Origin of the sequence: Labilithrix luteola (assembly GCF_001263205.1) — a bacterium.
GTDB lineage: Bacteria > Myxococcota_A > Polyangia > Polyangiales > Polyangiaceae > Labilithrix > Labilithrix luteola.
Genome location: NZ_CP012333.1, coordinates 4,938,590 through 4,958,605 on the forward strand (window position 1 = coordinate 4,938,590; position 20,016 = coordinate 4,958,605).

13 protein-coding genes are annotated in these 20,016 nt (G+C 68.0%); 8 read left to right on the plus strand and 5 right to left on the minus strand.

Annotated features, from left to right (window positions below):
- Positions 1-54: 54 nt before the first annotated feature.
- Entirely contained in the window at positions 55-5,199 is a 5,145-nt protein-coding gene (locus tag AKJ09_RS21890; RefSeq protein ID WP_146649156.1) for a tetratricopeptide repeat protein, read from the plus strand.
- A gap of 6 nt (positions 5,200-5,205) precedes the next feature.
- Here AKJ09_RS21890 and AKJ09_RS21895 read toward each other — a convergent pair whose 3' ends face one another.
- Positions 5,206-6,003 carry a phosphodiester glycosidase family protein gene (locus AKJ09_RS21895; protein WP_169927740.1) on the minus strand — a complete coding sequence of 266 codons (798 nt, stop codon included), beginning with the start codon at positions 6,001-6,003 and terminating at the stop codon, positions 5,206-5,208.
- Positions 6,004-6,076: 73 nt separating this feature from the next.
- Here AKJ09_RS21895 and AKJ09_RS21900 point away from each other — a divergent pair, with 73 nt between their 5' ends.
- The 4 genes from AKJ09_RS21900 to AKJ09_RS21915 all read left to right on the plus strand — a co-directional run bounded on the left by AKJ09_RS21900 (position 6,077) and on the right by AKJ09_RS21915 (position 8,800).
- Entirely contained in the window at positions 6,077-6,448 is a 372-nt protein-coding gene (locus AKJ09_RS21900) for a Spx/MgsR family RNA polymerase-binding regulatory protein (protein ID WP_146649158.1), read from the plus strand.
- Between the two features lie 67 nt (positions 6,449-6,515).
- Positions 6,516-7,292 (plus strand): hypothetical protein, encoded by a 777-nt coding sequence (locus AKJ09_RS21905; RefSeq protein WP_146649159.1) that lies wholly within the window; start codon positions 6,516-6,518, stop codon positions 7,290-7,292.
- A gap of 30 nt (positions 7,293-7,322) precedes the next feature.
- Positions 7,323-8,354, plus strand: coding sequence for a matrixin family metalloprotease (locus tag AKJ09_RS21910; RefSeq protein WP_146649160.1), 1,032 nt, complete (start codon positions 7,323-7,325; stop codon positions 8,352-8,354).
- 119 nt (positions 8,355-8,473) lie between these two features.
- On the plus strand, positions 8,474-8,800 hold the full coding sequence (locus AKJ09_RS21915) for a hypothetical protein (RefSeq protein ID WP_146649161.1): 327 nt from the start codon (positions 8,474-8,476) through the stop codon (positions 8,798-8,800).
- Here the strand turns inward: AKJ09_RS21915 and AKJ09_RS21920 are convergent.
- Together AKJ09_RS21920 and AKJ09_RS21925 are read right to left on the minus strand one after the other, a co-directional pair.
- Positions 8,797-9,009 (minus strand): hypothetical protein, encoded by a 213-nt coding sequence (locus AKJ09_RS21920; protein WP_146649162.1) that lies wholly within the window; start codon positions 9,007-9,009, stop codon positions 8,797-8,799. The two genes, AKJ09_RS21915 and AKJ09_RS21920, sit on opposite strands and share 4 nt — an antisense overlap.
- A gap of 27 nt (positions 9,010-9,036) precedes the next feature.
- Positions 9,037-9,732, minus strand: a complete 696-nt coding sequence (locus AKJ09_RS21925) for a Rossmann-fold NAD(P)-binding domain-containing protein (protein ID WP_146649163.1) — start codon at positions 9,730-9,732, stop codon at positions 9,037-9,039.
- 69 nt (positions 9,733-9,801) lie between these two features.
- Between AKJ09_RS21925 and AKJ09_RS21930 the strand changes: the two genes are divergently transcribed.
- From AKJ09_RS21930 to AKJ09_RS21940, 3 genes are read left to right on the plus strand one after another with little or no spacing between them, the layout of a single operon-like run.
- Positions 9,802-10,395: a TetR/AcrR family transcriptional regulator gene (locus AKJ09_RS21930; RefSeq protein WP_169927741.1), complete on the plus strand. Its 594-nt coding sequence runs from the start codon at positions 9,802-9,804 to the stop codon at positions 10,393-10,395.
- Positions 10,395-11,573 (plus strand): MBL fold metallo-hydrolase, encoded by a 1,179-nt coding sequence (locus AKJ09_RS21935; RefSeq protein ID WP_146655613.1) that lies wholly within the window; start codon positions 10,395-10,397, stop codon positions 11,571-11,573. The genes AKJ09_RS21930 and AKJ09_RS21935 overlap by 1 nt, the downstream gene beginning before the upstream one ends.
- A gap of 58 nt (positions 11,574-11,631) precedes the next feature.
- Entirely contained in the window at positions 11,632-11,913 is a 282-nt protein-coding gene (locus tag AKJ09_RS21940; protein ID WP_146649165.1) for a hypothetical protein, read from the plus strand.
- Positions 11,914-11,918: 5 nt separating this feature from the next.
- Here the strand turns inward: AKJ09_RS21940 and pbpC are convergent, their stop codons facing one another.
- Entirely contained in the window at positions 11,919-14,333 is a 2,415-nt protein-coding gene (pbpC, locus tag AKJ09_RS21945; protein ID WP_146649166.1) for a penicillin-binding protein 1C, read from the minus strand.
- A complete protein-coding gene (locus AKJ09_RS21950) occupies positions 14,330-19,975 on the minus strand; it encodes an alpha-2-macroglobulin family protein (protein WP_169927742.1) in 5,646 nt (1,881 codons plus the stop codon). The genes pbpC and AKJ09_RS21950 overlap by 4 nt, the downstream gene beginning before the upstream one ends.
- Between the last annotated feature and the right edge of the window lie 41 nt (positions 19,976-20,016).

Here is a 20,016-nt window from a genome sequence, read left to right on the forward strand (position 1 = left end):
GGCGCGGTGCAAGCGACTCGCGCACGAGCGGTCATGGACGTTACCCTGCTGCCCATGTCCGAATCGCGACCTTCCCTGGGCGCAGGTAGGCAAGCCGTCGAACTCGGTCCCGAACACCTCGTCGATGACATCGAGGCGGTCGAGGGACAGCGAGCCTCACTGATCTTGGCGGCTGCCAACGCTCGGAGCATTGCCATGCTCACGGGCACGCACGGTGTCGTGGCGCTGCCCCTCGATCAAGCGACGATCAAGGCGCCAGCGACCGCGTCGCTCCTCCGCAGCGGCGCGACGTTCGAGCCGCGCGAAGGCGAAAGCGAGCTTGCTGCGTTGCTCCGTGCACGCGTGTCGGAGCTCGCGACGTCGGGGGATGCCGTCGGGCTCTTCCGCGCGCGCCTCGAGCTCGCGTTGTCGAAACTCGACGACGACGATCGCGATGGTGCGATGACCGCCGCGAAGGAAGCGGCCGCGACGGTGGAGCATGCGCCTTCGGCGCACGCGCTTCTCCGCATGCTGAACGCAGGGCGGGCCAGCGTCGACGAACAGCTCGTTCACGTCGAGCAGCTCGCTGCGCACGCGGAGAGCACGACGGTTCGCGCGGACTTCCTCACCGAGAAGGCACGCTTGCTCGAAGCGCGGAGCGGTCCGTCGAGCGACTCGGCGGCGGCTTATCTCGAAGCGCTCGGGCTCGTGCCCGATCACGTGTTCGCGCTCCAGGGCCTCGAGTCGACCCTCGATGCACTCGAACGGCACGCCGATCTCGCCGCGCACTTCGGACGTCTCGCCGGTCTGGCGGGCGATCGCGAAAGTGCCGCCTGGCTCCACGTGGAGCGCGCGCTGCTGCTCGATCGGCGCTTGGCCGACGTGACCTCGGCGACGGCTGCCCTCGATCACGCGTTGGAGCTCCAAAGTGGCATCGGTCCGGTCCGTCAAGCGGCGCTCGACCACGCGGTCTTGCATCGCGACGCGGCGCGCGTCGGAACGCTGCTCGAAAGCGAAGCGGCCATCGAGAAGGAGTCGGCGCGCGCGGCTCGTCTCGAGCTGGACGCCGCCCTCGCGCTCCTTGCGAGTGGAGGCAGTGCTCCGCGCATCGTGCGGCTGCTCGAACGTGCGCACGGGCGGGCCCCAACCGCGACGATCGTCGACGCCCGCGTGGCCGTCGAGCTGGCGCGTCTCTACGACGCCGAAGGCAAGCACGAAGAAGCGCTGCGCGTTCGTAAGACGGCGCTCAAGTTCACGTCCGACCCGCGCGAAGAGCTCCTCGCCCTGCGCGCTATCGCCACCGACGCCGAACGCGCAGGCGCCTACGAAGACGCGGTACTCGCGCTCGAACGCGCCCGCGTGCTCGACGGCGAAGACACGACGCTTCTCGCCGAGCTCGATCGTCTGCTCGTCTCCGCCGGCCGTCACGAACATCGCTCCGTGCTCTGGGTGCGCGAGTCGGCCCTGGCGGACGAACCCGATCGCAAGGCGCGTGCACTCCTCCTCGCCGCCGAGGCCTCGCGCGCAGGCGGACGCGATGCCGATGCCGCACGTCATCTCCAGGCCGCGTGGGTGGCTTCACCTGGCGCGCCGGGCGTCTTCGATGCCCTTGCCGAGCGGCTCGGGCAAGCGGCATCGGGCGACGGCGTGAACGAACGCGTGGCGCTCTACGAGCAGGCTGCGTTCGCCACCAAGGACCCCTCGCGTCGTCTCTACTACCTCGAGAAGATCGCGTGGCTCTGGGACGACGTGGCCGGTGATGCCGAGCGCGCAGCACGCGCCTACGAGGACGTCCTCGCGATCGATGACAAGCGCTCGAGCGCGATCTCCGGACTCGCGTCGGCGGCTTCGCGCGCTGGCGATCCGGTCAAGGTCGCCAAGGCGTTGCTTGCGGAGGCTGCCCTCGCGGTCGACGAAGGGGCGCGTGACGAAGCGCGCCTCCGTGCGGCCGAGGCGATGGCGAATGCCGAGCCGGAGCGGGCGCTGCGTCTTGCCGAGAGTCTCCTGGCGAGCCCGCGCGTCGGAAGTCGCGCGGGCGAGCTCGTCACGACGCTCCACGCGAGCGGTGGTCGGTGGGAGCTCGTGGCCCGCTCGCTCGCCGACCGCGCGTCGCGCGAGAGCAAGCCGAGTGTTCGCCTCGCGCTCAAGCTCGCCGAGGCGCAAGTGCGTGCCGAGCGCCTCGCGTCGCCCGAAGGTGCGCTCGAGGCGCTGGCCAGCGTGCGGGATATCGCCGCTGGAGATCCGGCCTTCGCTCACGCTCGCCTCTCGGCCCTCGAGGCCACGGGGGATCACGATCGACTTCGCGCCGAGCTCGAGACGCTGGCCGACGAAGCCAAGCGCGAAGAGACGAAAGCCGCACGTTTCGTGCGTGCCGCGGAGCTCGAGGAGAGTCGCGAAGGCGGCGATGCCGAAGCCGTTCGCCTCTATTTGCGCGCAAAAGACGCGTTGCCCGACGAGCCGTTGATTCGTGAGCGGCTCTTCCGGCTCGGCGCACGCGCCGACGTTCCCGAGGAGCTCGTATCTCCGCTCATCCGTGCCGTGCGCCTGCTCGACGTCGATCGCCCCGAGAAGGCCAGCGCCGAACCTCTGCTCGCGTCGGCCTCCCACGACGTCGCCACGCTGCGTACGGCCGAACGTCTCGCGCGACGCGCAGGTTCGGCTCCGCAGCTCGCCAACGCACTCGCTCTCGGCGCGCAAGCGAGCCACGGCATGATGGCCAAACGTGCGCTCGGAGGTCTGGCCGCGCTGGTGGCGTGGACGCTGCCCGAGAGCGAAGAGCTCGAGCCGTGGGGTCAGCTCTTGTCGATGGGCGTCGACGATGCGGTGGCCCTCGACGATCTCGTGAGGCGCACCTGGCCTCGCGTTCGAACCCGCGATCCGCACGCCGTGCACCTCGCCCTCGAGGCGAGCAAGCGACGGCTCCAGGGCGTTACCGATCGAAGCGAGCGCCTGATGCTCGTTCTCGAGGTTGCTCGTCTCTGCCGCCTCTCGGGGGCCTTCCGAGAATCGGCCACGTGGCTCGGGGAAGCGCTCACGCTCGACCGCATGAGCGTGTCGGCCGCCATTCTGCTTGCCCGTGTGGCGGCGGAAATTGGCGATCGCGGTCTCGCGATCGGTGCCGCGACGGCGCTCGCCGACGTGGTCGTTGCCCCCAAGGAGCGCGCGCGACTCCTGCAAGACGCGGCCGATCTCTCGGCGGCCGAGAAGGACACGCGCAGCGCGGCGACCTTGCTCGAACGCGCGCTCGATGCCGATCCCGAGAACGTCCTCGTGGCCGCTCGCCTCGCACAGATCCAGGCCGAGCGCGGAGCATTCCCCGACCTCGCACGTGCGCTTCGCAAAGGCGTTCACGCGGCCACCACCAAAGAAGCGATCGTGCCGATGGCGTCCGAGCTCGCCGACGTCGCACGCAACAAGCTCCAAGACCCGCTGCTCGCGATCGAGGCGCTCGAGTGCTCGCGCCAAGCGTCCCCTACGCACGTTCCAGCCCTCTTCTTGCTCGCCGAGCTCTACATCGGTCAACGGGCTTGGCAGAAGGCGCTCGAGGCTCTGGCCGGCGTCGTGGTGTCGAGCTCCGAGTCGGACGAGAAGCTCACGGCACGTATCGGCCGCGCAAGCATTCTCGCCCGCGTGCAGAACGATCCGAAGGGCGCCGAGATGGAGCTTCGGGCAGCGCTCGAGATCGACGCGCACGAGCCGCGCGCCATCCGGGCGATGCTGAAATTGCCCGGTATCGTGGCCCCGGAAGAGCGCGCGACGTTGCTCTCGCGCCTCGTCGTCGCCGAGCCCCAAGGGGCGAATCGAATCTCGTCGCTCCTCGAGCTCGCCGATATCCGTCGTTCGCTCGGTGACGCGGAAGGGGCCGAAGGCGCGCTCGTCGAGGCCGCGTCCATTTCGCCGGACCCCTCGATGTTCGAGCGCCTGCGGGTGGCCTCGGGCGGCGATCCGGCGACGGCGGTACGCTTGTTCGGGCGTGCCGTCTCGCGTGCGCGCGAGGGCGGTGTGATGCCGGGGGCTGGCTGGCTCGCGGGGCTCGGTGACCTCGAGCTCGGCCTCGGACGCGTCGACGACGCCATCGAACACCTCGAGGCGGCGCTCACGATCGAGCCGCACCGCGACACCGCGCGCTTTGCGCTGGCGCGCGCGCTCGTCGTGAAGGGCCGGCACGAAACGGCGGCGGCGGCGCTTTCTCCTCTGCTCGATCGTCCCACCGTTCCGGTGGACGTGGGCTTCGTGCGACTCCTCGCGAGTACGTTCGAAGGCTCGGGCCGTACCCAGCAAGCGGTCGTCGCCAACGAGCTTCGCGCGATTGCCGGCGATCTCGATGCGCGCGGACTCGCTGCACTCGATCAGCGGCGCATGATGCCGGCCGCGAACAGCGAAGCCATTCCTGCGCGTGCCCTACGCTCGTTCGTCATGCCGCCTCCGCTCGGCGCGCATCCCATCTGGGACGTTGCGCAGGTCGCCACCGGCATCTACGGCAAGCTCGCACGCGTGGGCGTGAACGAGCAGGGCGGCAACACCAAGAGTCGGATCAAACCGAAGGCCATTCACCCGCTCCGGCAGCTCTTCGATCGCGTCGCGCGCTGCTTCGATCTCCTCGACGTCGAAATCGCCGTCTCGGATCAGATCTCCGCGCCCACACTCGCGACCGAAGACGTGCCGTGGATCATCGTGCCTGCGCAGATTGCGGATTGGCCCGAGGCGTATGCCGTGGCGGCGCTCGCGCGTCCGCTCGTCCGCGTCGCGCTCGCCGTTCCGTGGGTCGGTGCACTCGACATTCACGACGTGCTCGCGATCCTCGTCGCGCTCGGTCGACAGGTTGCTCCCGCGTTCGGAGCGACACCGCCCGAGCGAATCGAACCGCTCGTGGCCGACTACGAGCTGCGTGTCCGGCGCGCGATCGATCGACGTCGCCGGCGGACGCTGGAAGAGCTCGAACCGTCGCTCGACGGCGCGCGTCTCGTCTCCGACGTCGAGTTCGCCGATGCCGTTGCGCGTACCGAAGCGCGGGCTGCGTTCCTGCTCTCCGGTGATCTACGTGCGTCTCTCGAGGCACTCGCTACCACCGATCACATCCTTGCCGACGCCCTCCGGACGCCGAGCCCGACGACGCTGCACGTCGTCATGTCGAGACCGGTGACGCGCGATCTCGTGACGTTCGCGCTTTCCGGCGATGCGACCGCGCTTCGGAGAAGCCTCGGCACACTCCACCACTGAGCGCCGTCATCGTCGTTTGAAGACCAACACCTGCCGAACGCCGCCGCGAGGTGGGACGAGCTTCACCTCGTCCCCCTCGCGATAGGCCACGCCGGTCGAAGGTCCGCCGTCGAGGTTGAGAGCGTCTTCGCACCCGCGCTGCGCGAGGAATCGGCCGAGCGCGTAGAGGGATGGCCCGGTTGCCTCGGTGGGGCCGCCGCGCACGAGGACCACGTCGACGGTGCGGCCGCCATCGCGCAAGCAGAGTGCGGTGCGCTCGGAACGCTTGCCGTCGTCACGACGCACGTTCGGCGCGCGGTCGACCACGAGCCGCGGTCGGCACTGGATGGCGAAGTGCGTCCCTTCGTTCGGCTCGTAGGTTTCGGCGTCCCACAGCCGAGCCACGTCCCCGTCGATCGTGACGACGCCGCCCGAGAGATTCTTGACGTGCTTCGAGAGGACCGCGCCTTCGGACACGGCGTAGCCGAGCGGCCGCGCTGCCGTGTCGAAGAAGCCCGCGTTCACCACGAGATCGGCGCCGGTGCGCTCCAAGATGGCATCGAACGCGGTGCTCATGCCGGCATCCTCGATGCGCACGTCGTAGTTCTCGAGGGCGAACGAGAACGTGGAGACGGCATAGGTGCGTCCGTCTTCGACGAGCTCGTTGCCCGCGTCGCTCGTCTCGGGTGCCGCTCCGCCTGCGGCGGAAGGAACGTAAAGGCGTCGGCTCGGCGTGTTGCGTCTTCGCCAGACCACGCCACCGATTGCAGCGGTGACCATTCCGGCGACCGCGAGCGCGAGCACTGCGCGGCGGACCCTGCGCATGACTGCGGCCATAGGCGAACGAGGGCGCGATCGTCAACCGACTCGTCTAGCCGGACGTGTTAGAGCACGAGGCATGGCTCGCTCCGCCCTCGTCCTCTCCTATTCTGGCTGCTCGACCTGCAAGAAGGCGCTGAAGTGGCTCGCGGATCACGACGTCGAGGTCGAGGTTCGCCCCATCGTCGACGAGCCGCCGACGGCGTCCGAGCTCGGAACCTGGATCCCCCAGAGCGGCAAGCCCGCGCGCAAGTGGCTCAATACGAGCGGCCAGAGCTACCGGGCGATGGACAAGGAGAAGGTGGCGGCCGCCGAGGACGACGAGATCGTCCGCTGGCTCACCAAGGACGGCAAGCTCGTGAAGCGGCCCGTCGTCGTCGCCGGCAAGCGCGTGCTCGTCGGATTCGACGAAGAGGCTTACGGCGAGGTGTTCGCGTCGAAACGCGGCTGAGGTCCAGACCGCGTCGTTCTTTTCGTTCAAGGTCTCGCGCGCGGCGCCGTTCTGATCGTCGAATCTCATGGTTCGACGCTCGACGGCATTGGGAATCGGCGGAATCGGCGGAACCGGCGGTGCTTCGGCGGCCTCTCCGCACCATCCCGAGGAGCGCGAAAAGCTCGATGATCGCGTGGCGATGTCGGGCGAGTATCGCGTGAGGAATGTGGATGGCACGCCCGTGCGCGCCCCGTACGCAGGCGGACCGAATGCCCCGAAGACTCGGTATGCCACGGTGCAGATGCCGAAGGTGGACGTGCCGCGCCCACCTCCGTCGGGCCGCATGCTCGATGAAGAGCTCCATTTCGAGCGCGCGCGCGACAGCCTTAGGCCGCTCGACCTCGCGAGCTACGATCCGGTCACGCGCCGCGCGACGCCGCCGCCGCCGCGACGACACTCCTCGCGCGAGGTTTTGATTCCACCGAAGCCGCCGTGGCCCGTTCCTGCGCCGCCCATGCCGGTGCGTCGTGCCTCGAGTGACGTCGCGGTCGATGCGCGCGCGGCCGTGGTCGCGTTCGCGGGCTTCGGCGAGCCGCCGGCCGATCTGTTCTCGACGCCGGCCTATGCGTGGCGCGTGCTGCGTCGTCGACGCCGACTCAAGCAGGACCTCGAGCTCGCGCGATTGCGCCTGTCTGCCGACATCTCGCTCTACGAGGCCGCGCTGCGTGCGGCCGACTCGAGGGCGGTGGGTAGGGGGATCGCGCTCACGGTTTTCGCGTTGCTCCTCGGGATGTTCGGAACGCTTGCGCTCGTCCACGTTCTCGAGCCGGTCCCTCCGTTGGCGGCGCACGTCGCTCGATGAAGCCGTGCCGTCGCGTGCTACCGTGAAGGCATGATCGACTTGCTTCGTCGCGCGCACGCGCGGCGATCCCGCTTGGCTTCGTTCATGGGCTCGAGCTCGCTCGCGACGGGGATCATGGCGGGCCTTCTGGCGTTCGCGCCGGCTCCCGCCCACGCGTTCTGCCGCACCGTCACGAAGGATCTCCCGCCCGACTACAGCCCGTTGCAGGGCTGTTACACCGACGGCCTGCCGCTCTTCTGGGGCAACGCGTGCGTCGGCTACAGCGTGAATCGTGCCGCGTCGGCGAATTTGCCGCTCGCTGCCGTCACGCCGATCATCGATCAGGCATTTGCGTCGTGGACCTCGGTGACGTGCCCAGCATCGCGCGCCGCCGTGGGCATCCAAGCCTCGAACCTCGGGCCCGTCGACTGCGACGTCGTCAAGTACAACAAGTACGCCGCCAATCAGAACGTCATCGTGTTCCGCGATACGGAGTGGCCCTACAGCGATCCCAACAACACGCTCGGCCTCACGACGGTCACCTTCAACGAAGAGACCGGCGAGCTCTACGACGCGGACATGGAGATCAACGACACGGGCAAGAACCTCACCATCTCGGACACGGTTCCGCCGAACGGCTACGACCTCCTCAGCGTCGTCACGCACGAGGCCGGCCACTTCTTCGGCCTCGCCCACGCCACCGACACCAAGTCGACGATGTACGCGAGCTACAAACCGGGCACGCTCACCCTGCGTCACTTGTCGCCGGATGACATCGAAGGCATCTGCGACATCTATCCGACCGAGACGACCCGTGCGGTCGCCAGCACCGTCTCCGGAGGAACCTTCACCGCCGGCGCGTGTGATCCCACCCCACGACACGGTTTCTCGACCAAGTGCGAGGTCGACACCCCGCCGTCCGAGGGCGGATGTGCCGTCGGCGGCCCGATGGGGGCGAACGGATCGGGCCGGAGCGGAGCCATCTGCGCGGTAGGGCTTGCGCTCGGACTCGCCTTTGCTGTACGACGCCAGCGCAGTCGCATGTGCGCGAGTGTGGGTTTGGCTCGATCCACCAGCGATTGATGTCCGCCTCACCCGGGCGCCGCTCGCGGTGCGGCCAACCTCTCTAAACGCCGCGCAAAGTCCGCCGTTCGCTGTTCTGTGGCGCGTGGCTCACGGCGTGCATCGAGGCTCGTTGCATCATGAGCCAAGCACTTCCGACTGGCTTCGCGCCGACCCGTTCGCCGACCCGCGCCTCCGTCAGCGTCAGCGCCTGGGAGGTCTGGGAGTCGACGTCCAAGGTCAGGCGGCTACGCGCACTGCTCTCGCTGTTCGCGCTCTACGCCGGCTCGCTTCTCGCGGTCATGACGTTGTCGGACGGCGCTGACATCGGATGCGTCCTTGTCGCGATCGCAGGCCACGTTCTCTACGCGACATGGGGACTTCTGAGCGTGTGGCGCGACAGCTCTTGGCTGGAACGCGCGCGGCTTCGATCCCGCACGACCTTGCGCGAGCGTCACGCGATCTAAGGCGCGATCCCCGACGTGGTTTCCGGCGCGCTGGCGACGTGACGCGCCCAGCCGATCGCAACGCGGCAGGAGAGCACCACGCCGAGCACGATCACGAAGAAGCGTACCGGCACGTCACCCCCGATCTCCACGAGTCGCCAACGGAGGGCGGCGAAGGCCAGGCGAAGCCGAGGACCGATGACCGGACCGAGCATGGACGGCTTGGTCAACGGCCGACGGCGAAAGTTCCCGGCGAATCAGACCTTCGGGATCGAAGGAACGCGCTCGAGCCGCCCGAGAGCGTCGAGGTCCTTGTTTTCCAGCACACGCTTGTCCGCCCCCTCGCGTGCGAGGCGGATCATCGCCCGGCCTACGCGCTCGGTGTTGGTCACCATGTCGGGCACGATGGCCGCGAGCAGCGGCGTGAACGGCGCGAGGACCGCATAGAGAATCCGATAGAGCTTCGTCTTCGACGTGATGCCGTGGAGGGGCTGGATGAACCCGGGGCGAACGGCGTACGACGCGGCGAAGGGAAGGGCCAGGATGGCGTTCTCCGTCGCTCCCTTCACACGCGCCCACATCGTGGGGCCCTTCTCCGTGCTGTCCGTGCTGCCACCCGACACGAAGACGAAGGTCATCTGCGGGCTGGTCTTCACGAGTGTTGTCGCCACCGATACGGCGAGGTCGTAGGTGACGCGCCGGTAGGCCTCTTCGCTCATGCCGGCCGAGGAGACGCCAACGCAGAAGAAGCACGCGTCGAGGCCCGTCAGCTCGCCTTCGATGCCCGATAGATCGCCGACGTTCGGTACGACGATCTCGCGGAGCTTCGCATCTGTCCGTCCCGTCGAGCTTCGACCCACCACGAGGACCTGGGTGATGCCCGGGTCGAGCAAGCATTCGCGCAGCACGCCCTGGCCGACCATGCCGGTGGCCCCGAAGACAATGACCTTCATTCGCGTCGTCCTTTCGCGTCGGCGGGGCCAACTTGACAACATGGTCTAGGGCTGTCAAGTTGGTCCAACGTGACAAACGGGTCCAACGCGGGAGATCAGGCGCGGAAGCGGAAGCTCCTCGAGGCCGCGATTGGCGTCTTCGCGCGCTACGGCTTTCGCAAGACCTCCATGGATGAGGTCGCACGCGCCGCGGGGGTCTCGCGACAGGGCCTCTATCTCTATTTCGCGACGAAGGAAGATCTCTTCCGCGAAGGCGTGCAGACCATGCTGAACGACTCGCTCGAAGGCGCGACGGAGGCGCTCGCGAAGTCCGATCAGTCGCTCGAGGCTCGGCTCGCGGGCGCGTTCGATGCGTGGACCGGCAAGTACGTGGGCGTGTTCGGTGCAGGTGCCTCGGACATTGCGGAGGCGAGCAAGGAGCTCGTCGGCTCGATGCTGAGCGACTACGAGGAGCGCTTCATCGAAGCCGTCACCAAGGCGATTCGTTCGAGCGGGCTCGTTGCCGAATACAAGGGCGTGGGCCTCTCCGCCAGGCAGCTCGCCGATGTTCTCCACGCCACGGCGCGCGGTTTGAAGTATCTCGCTGCCTCGCGGCAGGACTTCGCCGAGCGTTTCGGCGTTGCTGCGCGTGCTCTCTGTGCGCCGCTCTCGGGCAAGCCGTGATGGCGAAGATCGGGCGCGTGCTCCGCAAGGTCCTCGCGTGGACTGGCATGGCGTTCGTGCTGGCCATTCTGCTCGCCGTGGTCGACGGCTGGACGGCCTTCGGCCACCGCGCCACGGGCGCTCGTCGCGAGCGCATGATGCACTCACCGCACTGGAAAGACGGCCATTTCGAAAACCCCGAGCCGCTCCAGAACGATCTCTGGGGATCGCTCGCCTCCATGCGTGATCCGAGTCCGCCGCGTCGTCCGGTGGGGCCGATGCCCACGAGCACCGTCGATCCCAAGACGTTCGCGACGGCGCCGGCTTCGGGGTTGCGCGTCACTTGGCTCGGACACTCGACCACGCTCGTCGAGATCGACGGTCATCGGGTGCTCACCGATCCGGTGTGGAGCGAGCGTGTTTCGCCGGTCGACGGCATCGGCCCCACGCGATGGTTCTCGCCGCTCGTGTCGCTCGCCGAGCTTCCTCGGATCGATGCCGTCGTCGTATCGCACGATCACTACGATCATTGCGACTACCCCACGCTCTCCGCGATGAAGGCCTGGGACACGAAGTTCATCGTGCCGCTCGGCGTCGGTGCGCACCTGGCCTACTGGGGGATTCCCGAATCGCGCATCGTGGAGCTCGATTGGTGGGAGTCGACGCCCATCGGCGACCTTTCGATCGTCGCGACGCCTGCACGTCATGCGTCGGGGCGTTCCGTCATCGACAAGGACGCGACGCTCTGGGCCGGCTATGCCTTCGTGGGAAGCAAGCACCGCGTCTACTTCTCCGGTGACACGGGACTCTTCCCGGCGATGAACGAGATCGGCTCGAAGCTCGGTCCGTTCGACCTCACCATGATCGAAACGGGTCAGTACCATCCGACCTGGCCCGATTGGCACCTCGGACCCGAGCAAGCGGTGATGGCTCATCGCATGGTGCGCGGCCGCCTCATGCTCCCCATCCACTGGGGGCTGCTCGAGCTCGCCTATCACGGGTGGACCGAGCCCGTGGAGCGCACGCTCGCTGCCGCCGCGCGATCGGGCTCGACCGTGGTGACGCCGCGGCCCGGCCAGTCGTTCGAACCCGACGCTCCGCCGGCGCCCGAGCATTGGTGGCCGGCCATTCCCTGGGAGACGGGCGAGCAGAAGCCCGTCGTGTCGACCGGAATCCCAGCCGCTGCGCTTCCCCGATAGCCGAGCATTCGCAACTTGACGCGCCAGACGCGGCGCTTCGGCGTATCCTGGCGCCGCAATGAAGCGAAAGCCCCAACTGACGAAGCGCGAACGCAAGGCTCTTGGTCCTGCGCGTCCTGCGCAACCGGCTCGCCACAACCACGGCCACATCCACTGCATCGCGTGCGGTCGTCACCTCGACGAAGCGGACTTCCAGCCGCCGGCCACGGCCACGATCATCACGTGCGACCACGGTTCGAACTTCCCGTCGTGCGTCCGCTGCGTGACGCAGTCGACGGCCCTCGTCGCCGAGCACGACCGCACGAACCAGCCCGTTCGTACCGCGAATGCGTGGCATTGATTCGGTCAGCGCACGCTGATCTGCGCGCGTCCGAGTAGGACGCCCCGGCGGGCATCGACGGGACGCACTTCGAGCAAGTGGTCCCCTCGGCCCACCGGGACGCGCGCGCGATAGGCCGTGTCGAGGCGCATCGCGAGTCGGCCGTCGACGAGCACCTCGAGGGGCTCTCCGGCCGGCATCCCGCGTGTCTCCACCGCGACGTCGAGCGCGTCCGAAGCGCTGCGCGCACCACGCTCCGCCGATAGAACGGCGCCGTCACGAGGCTCGACGACCACGATGCGCGGCTCTTCCGAACCCGGGGCCACGCAGTTCGGAACGCGCGAGGCGAGGAACCACGGAATGCCGTGAGGATCGGAGCCGGGCGCGCCGAGAGGTCTCTCCGAGAGCCAACGCCCGAAGGTCTCGGGCAGCACGACGACGGGCACGGTGCCCCCCGCGTCGCAACGGTAGGCAGGCTCGTTCGAAGGCGCCGAGCGCGCGACAGTCATTTGGTGTACTGTGCATGCATGTGCCGGGGTATGCCCGCGCGCAAACATGCGATGAACGCGGTCCGGACACGCCGCGCCGGCGCGGTGACCGGAGAGGGCACAGACTTCGGCGTCTTCGAGGAGACCCGGCTCCGAGAGCGGCGCTCGCACCGCGACGTCGTTCATCGCGCGCTTCATCACGTCGAAGAAGAGCGGCCCAGCCCCAACCGCTCCGGTGAGCTTTCGCGTCGCCGAGCCGTCCGCATTGCCGACCCACACGACGACCGTGCGCTCGTGCGTGTATCCGGCCGTCCAGGCGTCACGATAGGCAGTGCTCGTGCCCGTCTTCAGTGCCACGGGGTAGTTGAACTCGAAGGGGCCGCGTGTCCGCAGACCACGCACGCGGGCCAATGGATCGGAGAGCGCGTCGGAGATGGAGGCCACGGCGGCGGCGTCGAACACGCGCGTCGTCGGTGCCGCCTGCCCTTGGCGTTCGTGGAGAGCGACGTGCTCACCACCACGGGCGAGTGTGGCGTAAGCCTCGGCGAGCTCGAGCGGCGTGACCTCGCCGCTGCCGAGCGCGATGGAAAGGCCGTAGCGCTCGGCGCCGAGGGGGAGCGAGAGGCCCGAGGCGCGCAGTGTCGAGACGAGCTCGGTCGCTCCGAGATCGGCGGCGAGCCGTACGGCGGGAACGTTGAGGCTTCCGGCGAGCGCCTCGCGTGCGGAGATCGGGCCGAGGAAGGTGCCGTCGAAGTTGTCGGGCGCGTACGCATGCCCGCGGGCGTCACCGAACTCGGTCGGCACGTCGGCGAGCATTTCCATCGGTGACGTGCCGCGTTCGAACGCGCGCGCATAGACGAAAGGTTTGAGCGTCGAACCGGGTTGGCGGCGGGCGCGAACGATGTCGACCGCGCCGGCGATCTTCGGATCACCGAATGCCGCGCTGCCCACTTCGGCCAGCAGCTCACCGGTCGCGTTGTCCACCACTACCACCGCCGCCGTGCTCGCGCCGCGTTGCTCGAGGCGAGGCACGTGCGCGCGCACCATGGCCTCCACGTCCTTCTGCAACGCGAAATCGAGTGTGGTTCGGATTTCGCCGGCCGGTACCCGACGCGCATTGGCCAGCACCACGTGTGGCGCGACGAACGGTCTCGGCAGCTTGGGATCGCGCAGGAGGAGCGGCTCGCTCAGCGCCCGATCGAGATCCTCCGACGAGACGAGCCCGCGCCGGTTCATCTCCGTAAGGAGTGCTCGTTGGCGAACCACCGCGCGCTCGCGGTGCCGATGCGGATCGAGCGCACTCGGAGCACGCGGCAACACGGCGAGTAGGGCCGCTTGCGCGAGCGACAGATCGCGCGCGGGCACGCCGAAGTACCCTTGCGCCGCGGCCTCGGGCCCGGCCAAGCCACGCCCGTAGTCGAGTCGATTGAGGTACGCCTCGAGGAGCGCGCGCTTGCTCGTCGTGCTTTCGAGGTTCTGCGCGCGCGCCATCTCGACGAGCTTGGTCGCGACCGTGCGGGGTCTCGGGCGCCCCTGATGATCGAGCCGTTTGACGAGCTGCGTGGTGATGGTGCTGCCGCCCGACACCACGTGCAGGTGCCTGAGATCGCTCAGGGCGGCCCGCGCGACGGCAAGGCGATCGATGCCGTCGTGATCGAAGAAGCGCTTGTCCTCGCTGGCGATCGTCGCGCTGACCAGGCGCGGGCTCACGTCGTCGAGCTTCGTCTGCACGCCGTAGAGACCTTCGCTCGAGGGGCGCTCCCCGAGCAGCCGACCGTCGCGTGCGAGGACGCGCGAGGCCTGCGTCCAGCCCGTGTTCGAGAGCTCGTCGGCGGGTGAGCCCACGTGCCAGCGGAAACCGCGCCACGCCAGCCAACCGACGAGCACGCAGGCGAGGAGCGCCTGGACGCTCCTCTTGCGCGCGAGTCGTTCGAGCCGCGGAAAGCGCGTCACTTGACGTTCACGCTCCCGGCATCGCTGTAGCCCGTGCTGTCCGGCTCGTACATCATCTCGCCGGCCGCCGGTGGAAGCGTGAACTTGCCGGGCGTCGTGGCGCGCGTGAGGTACGTCGCATAGAGCGGATGGTCGCCGTAGACGCGGTCGAAGTAGAGCTGCACTTTGTCGTCGCGCAGATCGACGTGGCTGGCGGGCGCCCCGTAGCTCGAAAGACCGTCGTAGAACGGATGCCTCTTCGAGAGGTCGGGCACGAAGGCGGTCGTCGACAGGTCCGGATCGATGGCTTCGAGGCCTGCCGGAAGGCGATCGGTGATGGCCACGTAGCCTCGGCGATAGCTGTCCATCTCGGGCAGCTCGATGCGGAGGGCAACGCGGACGATGTCACCCGCCTTCACGTTCGCGAGGTCGACGATGTTGCCCTTCGCGTCGCTGTAGGCGCGATGGATGCCGACGCCGCTCTTGGCGTGGCGCGCGAGGCGCGTTCCACCGGCGCCGAGTGGACGCTTGTACTTCGCTTCGATCGTGAAGGCGCTGGCCGTGCTCGCCGAACCCTTGAGCAGCAGCGTGACCTTCTTGCCCGCGAGGTCCTTGAGGGGAATGCGGACCTCTTTGTTGTCGCCGCCGAGCCGACGATAGGTATCGACGAGGCGACCTTCGAGCTTCACGTCGACGTCGACCCCGCCGTTCGGGCTCCGCGTGCCGACGAAGTCCGCCAGCGCAAGGAGCGACCAGGCGGTGCTCTGCGTCGTCCAGCTTTCGAGGCCACGCGAGAGGTGCGCGGCGAGCACCGGCAAGAGCTTCGAGTCCTTGCGGAGCTTCGAGAGTGCGATCACCGCCTGCGCGCGATCGCGATCGTTGGACCCCCAGTAGTACCAGTCGCGTTCGTCGTGCTTCCTCTTGGACAAGCCCTTCTCGTCGAACGACGCTTCGAGCATGTCGAGAAGCTCCTTCACGCGATCGTCTTGCTTGGGGAGTGACGAGAGGGCGAGGGCGAGGCTGGCGAGCCCGAACGGGTCGACCTTGTCGCGCATGTCGAAGAGGCTGTCTGCGGAGTCTTCCGGCAGTGCCTTCGCCTGCGCGAGCACCTCGGCGATCGAAAGGCGAATTTCGTTGTTCTCCGAGACGAGCGCCTCGGTGAGGAACTTCGTCGTGCGCTCGACGAGCTTCGGCTTCTCGATGCCGATCTCCTTGGCGCGAAGGAGCGCGCGCATCGCGTAGGCGGTGCCGTAGACGTTCGGCTCTCCGCCGCCCGGCCAGTACGAGAGTCCGCCGCCCGCCGTCTGCATCGTCGACAGACGCGTGATGCCCACTTCGATGCGCTTGCGGAGCTCGGCGTCTTCCATCGGTGTCGCGCCGGTCCAGGGCAGGAGCGTGCGCGCGGCGAGGAGGGGCAGCGTGCTCGAGGTCGTCTGCTCGACGCAACCGTGCGGGTAGTCGAGAAGGAACGCGAGGCGCTGACCGAGCTCCGGATAGAGGGCGGAGCCCGTCTTGATGCTCAGCGCTGCGTCGTCGTCGTAGGTGGCGTCACCGGGGATCTCGAGGTGGACCTCCTGCTTCTCGCCGAACACGCCCGAGAGCTGCGGATGCTCGTCGATGCCGGGTTCGTCGATGCGGAGGGGGACTTCGACGTTGTCCTTCATTACGCCGCCCACTTCGAGTGCGAAGCGCATGGTGCGGGTACCGCGCTTGTCGGCGTTCATCGGTACGGACACGCGCTGGTGACCGTGCGGAGGAACCGTGACGTCGCGAACCTGGCCGGCCACGGTGACCTTGGCCGAGGCAGCTGCGTCGGTGTTGTTGTGCACCATCGCGGCGGCCTCGAAGGTGTCGCCTCGGAGTGCGAAGCGAGGCATGACCGGATCGAGGAGGAGCGGCTTCGAGACCACGAAGCTCGACTCCGCCGAGCCGCCGCGTCCGGTGTCGTCGACGACGACGGCCATCATGCGGAACTCGGTGAGGTTGTCGGGCAGCTTCACCTTGGTGACCACGCGGCCCTTGTCATCCGTTGTCAGATCGGGGAGCCACGCGGCCGTCTCGACGAAGTTCTTGCGCGTGTCGAGCGCGTCTTCGCCGGTGCCATCGCCGCCGCCGGCGACGTGCGCGCGCTCGCGTCGTTTGAGGAGCGCGGCGCGGCTGTCGGTGATGCGGAAGTCGAGGCCGCGTCCTTGCCGAAGGGCCGTCACCGGATCTTTGGCGTGGAACGAGGTCATGCGGAGCACGCCTTCGTCGACGACGGCCAGCGTGACGTCGGCGTTCTTGACCGGCACGCCGCCCTTGCTCACCTCGATGGTCAACTCGGCGTCGTCGCGAACCTCGTACTGCTTCTTGGCGCTCGAGACCTTCACTTCGAGCTTGGCTTCCTCGGCCCCCACGGGAACGCGCACGGCGCCGACGCGGTAGTCGGCATCGGTGGTGCCGATCGGAAGGAGGGTCACTGCCGCGTTCATCCACGGCGCGTTGGCAGGCGTGACGGGAATGTCGAACGTGACGCTCGGTCCGGTCACGACCTTGCTCTCCTGATGCAGGATCCCGCCTTGCTCGACCGTGAGCAGCGCCGTGGCCTTCTCGTAGGGACTCTGCGCGAGCAGCTTCGCGGTCTCGCCGGCCTTGTACTTGGCCTTGTCGAGGACGAGCGGAACCTTCTTGCCGCTCGAGGGGACGGCGTCGCGCTCGCTGCCTCCCCAGTTTCCGTAGGCCCAGAAGGAGACGCTCGAGTCGTCACGGTCGTCGACGTTCGCGGTGACGCGGTAGCTCCCGCCCTTCACCACGGGCAGCTCGCAGCTCGCCGCCGTCTTCGCGCTGACCACGTCGCACTGGCCCACGGTGGTGGCAACGTTCTGCCAGCGCTCGACGATCGCGCCGCTCTCGGCTTTCTCGGCCGTTCGCGTCCAGGTGAGTCGTTCGATGCGAGCGACTACCTTGCTGCCGGCCACGGCTGCTCCGCTCCGATCCACGACGCCGAGGTCGACGCGCAGGGGCTGACCGGCTTCACCGAAGCGACGACTCAGTTTGAGGCCAGCATGACGCTGGAAGGGATCTTTGACGGCGCGCAGTTGTCCGGCGACGTGCCGGTTGGACGTGTCGGTGACGTCGGCCTCGAGGATCAGCTCGGTCGGACCGTCGGCGAGTGGTCCCGTCTCGGCGTCCACGAGAAGTGCGCCGTCGGCGTCGAGCTGCCCTTCGCCGGTCATGGGGCGGAGCGTCTCGTCCGACGCGCGATCTTCCCAGTAGCTGTACTCCCGATCGAAGACGAGCCCGGCATCGGCGAAGGCACCGCCGTTCACGGCGATCTTGTTCTTGCGAATCGTCCAGTTCACGCGCGCGCCGCTCATCGGTGCGCCGAAGAGATAGCGGCCGGAGACGCGCGCCTTGATCTTCTCGGGTGAGGCCTCGTCCTGGGCGTCGACGTCGACCTTGAATTTGGGCGCTTCGAAGTCCGAGACGCGAATCATCTCGTCGGCGAGGAGCGTGTGCTGCTCGTCATCGAGCTCGAGGCGCACGCGATAGCGGCCCGTATGCCAGCTCTTGTCGGTGACGACCTCGCGGTTCACCCAGCCGCGCGCGTTCGTCTGCACGACTTCGTCGAGCGTGTTCGTGTCGGTGGGGTCGACGACGCGCAGGCGCACCTTCGTGTTCGGCGCGGCCTTGATGGCGGCGTTCTCCTGTTTGCGCACGAAGGCTTTGACGAGCACCTTCGAGCCAGGGCGGTAGACGCCGCGATCGGTGACGAGCATGCCGACCAGATCACTTGCGCTCGCGCCTCGAGCGTCGCCCACGGGCGCCAGATCGGAGAAGAGGGCCGACGCGTTGATCGAACCACTTCCCGACAGCGGCATCATGAGCTGGGCTTCGCCCGCGACGATGGCCACGACCGTTTCGTCCGAGTGGCCGTCGGCGACGGGGGCCGCGAGGACCGCCATGCCGGTCGCGTCGGTCGTCGTCGTAGCGTCGCCAATCGACACCTTGGCATCGGGCATCGGCGTGCCGCTCGCGAGACCGAAGACCTGAACGACGGCCTTGGCGCCCGCCTGATGCACGTGCGCTCCGATGGCGTTCGGGCCCGCAGGGAAAAGAATGGCAATCGAAGGCTGGCTCGCGTCGCTCCCGACGGGGAACTTGCTCGGCGCGGCGTCGGGGACGGCTTTCACGACGTTCACCTTCGCCACGTAGGCGCGCCCGCGTTCGAGCTTTCCCGCGAGGTCGAGGTTCGTGTCGACGTTCTCGTCGCGTTTCTGGGTCGGCGTGAACGGCACGACGATGGATTCGCCCTCGGGCGTGGCCTGCGCGTGCGCATCGGCGAGCGCCTTGGAGAAGGCTTTGGCATCGCCCTTCGGCAGCGCCCACAGCCGGAGCTCGCCCTTCTCCACGTTGCGCGTGGTCACGGTGAACGCCTTGACCGACTCTTCGTCGAGCAGGCTCACGCCCTCGCTCATCGTGGCGCTGGCCGAGAGCGGCCTCGTCTTGAACGTGAAGTCGAGGGGCGCGACGGTTCCACCGTACTGGTCGAGCATCGCATCCACGTGCACCGAGTACGTCGTCGACGGCGCGAAGCTGCCGGAGATGGAGAGCTCTTCGTAGCCGCTGACGTAGAGGTTCTTCGGCGCGGGCGTGACGTGGACGAACTTCTTGCCTGCATCCCAGGGAAGGCCGAGCGCGTTCGAATACTTCACGCGCACGTTCGAGGTGTGCGGGAGCTTGATGACCTTGTCGCCTTCGAGCTCGCACTCGGACTTGTCACGACACAGGAGCTCCGCGAACTTGGTGGGCTCGATGATCGTGAAGCTGTTCGCGATCGCTTTGTCGGCGTCGTCGTTCTCGGCCTTGGCGACGACCTCGATCTTGGTCCCCGGAGCCTTTGCCGCCATCGGCTTCATGACCACGACGAAGCGCGGGTCGACCTTCTCGCCTTCGAACGTAGTCGACGTTGAGCGTCGGATGCTCGCGGGGATCTTGTTGCCCTTGTCGTCGTGCATTTCGACGAGCTTCTGGGCGAGGGCCAGGTCGACCGCCTGGTCGTAGACGACGGTGACCTCCTGCGAGCCACCGAGCATGCCCGTGCCTCGCGGCGTCACGATGATGGGGCGCGCCTCGCCCTTCTTGGGGATGTAGTGGATGGTCTTTCCGGCGATTTCGATCGCAGGCGTGGCCTTGAACGTGGCCTTGAGCGCCTGGAGCGTGCGTCCCGACGGACCTTTCAGGGCAGGCAGCTCGACGGTGTACTCGACGTCGGGATCGAACGGGGCGTCCGCACGGAATTCGACCGCCGAGCCGTGCTCCCAGACCGTCTTGCCCTTGACGGCCGGCGAGATGACGACGTTCGGGGCCTTCTTCCCGTTCGTTTCGATCACGTCGTCGCTGAAGTACAGACGCAGGGTCTGCCCTTCGACCTCGAAGTGGTTCTTCGCGTCGAACGTGGGCGACGACACGCGGATGTTCTCGTCGCTCAACGTCGCGCGCGACAGTGTGTCGGGCAGCGGCGCGCGATCGGTCCAACCCTCGTCAGGGGGAGGGAAGGTGAGGGGACCCTGATTCCCGGCTTCCAGGCCGAGGGGGGGAGCCTCGTGACGGCGGCAGGCTTGCCCCAGAACGACCACACCGACCAACCCAGCCAGCGTGACCGACGCGCGCAGATTCATCATCCCTCTCTTCATGAGCGGCCGCGAGGGTCGCCCGATCGGGG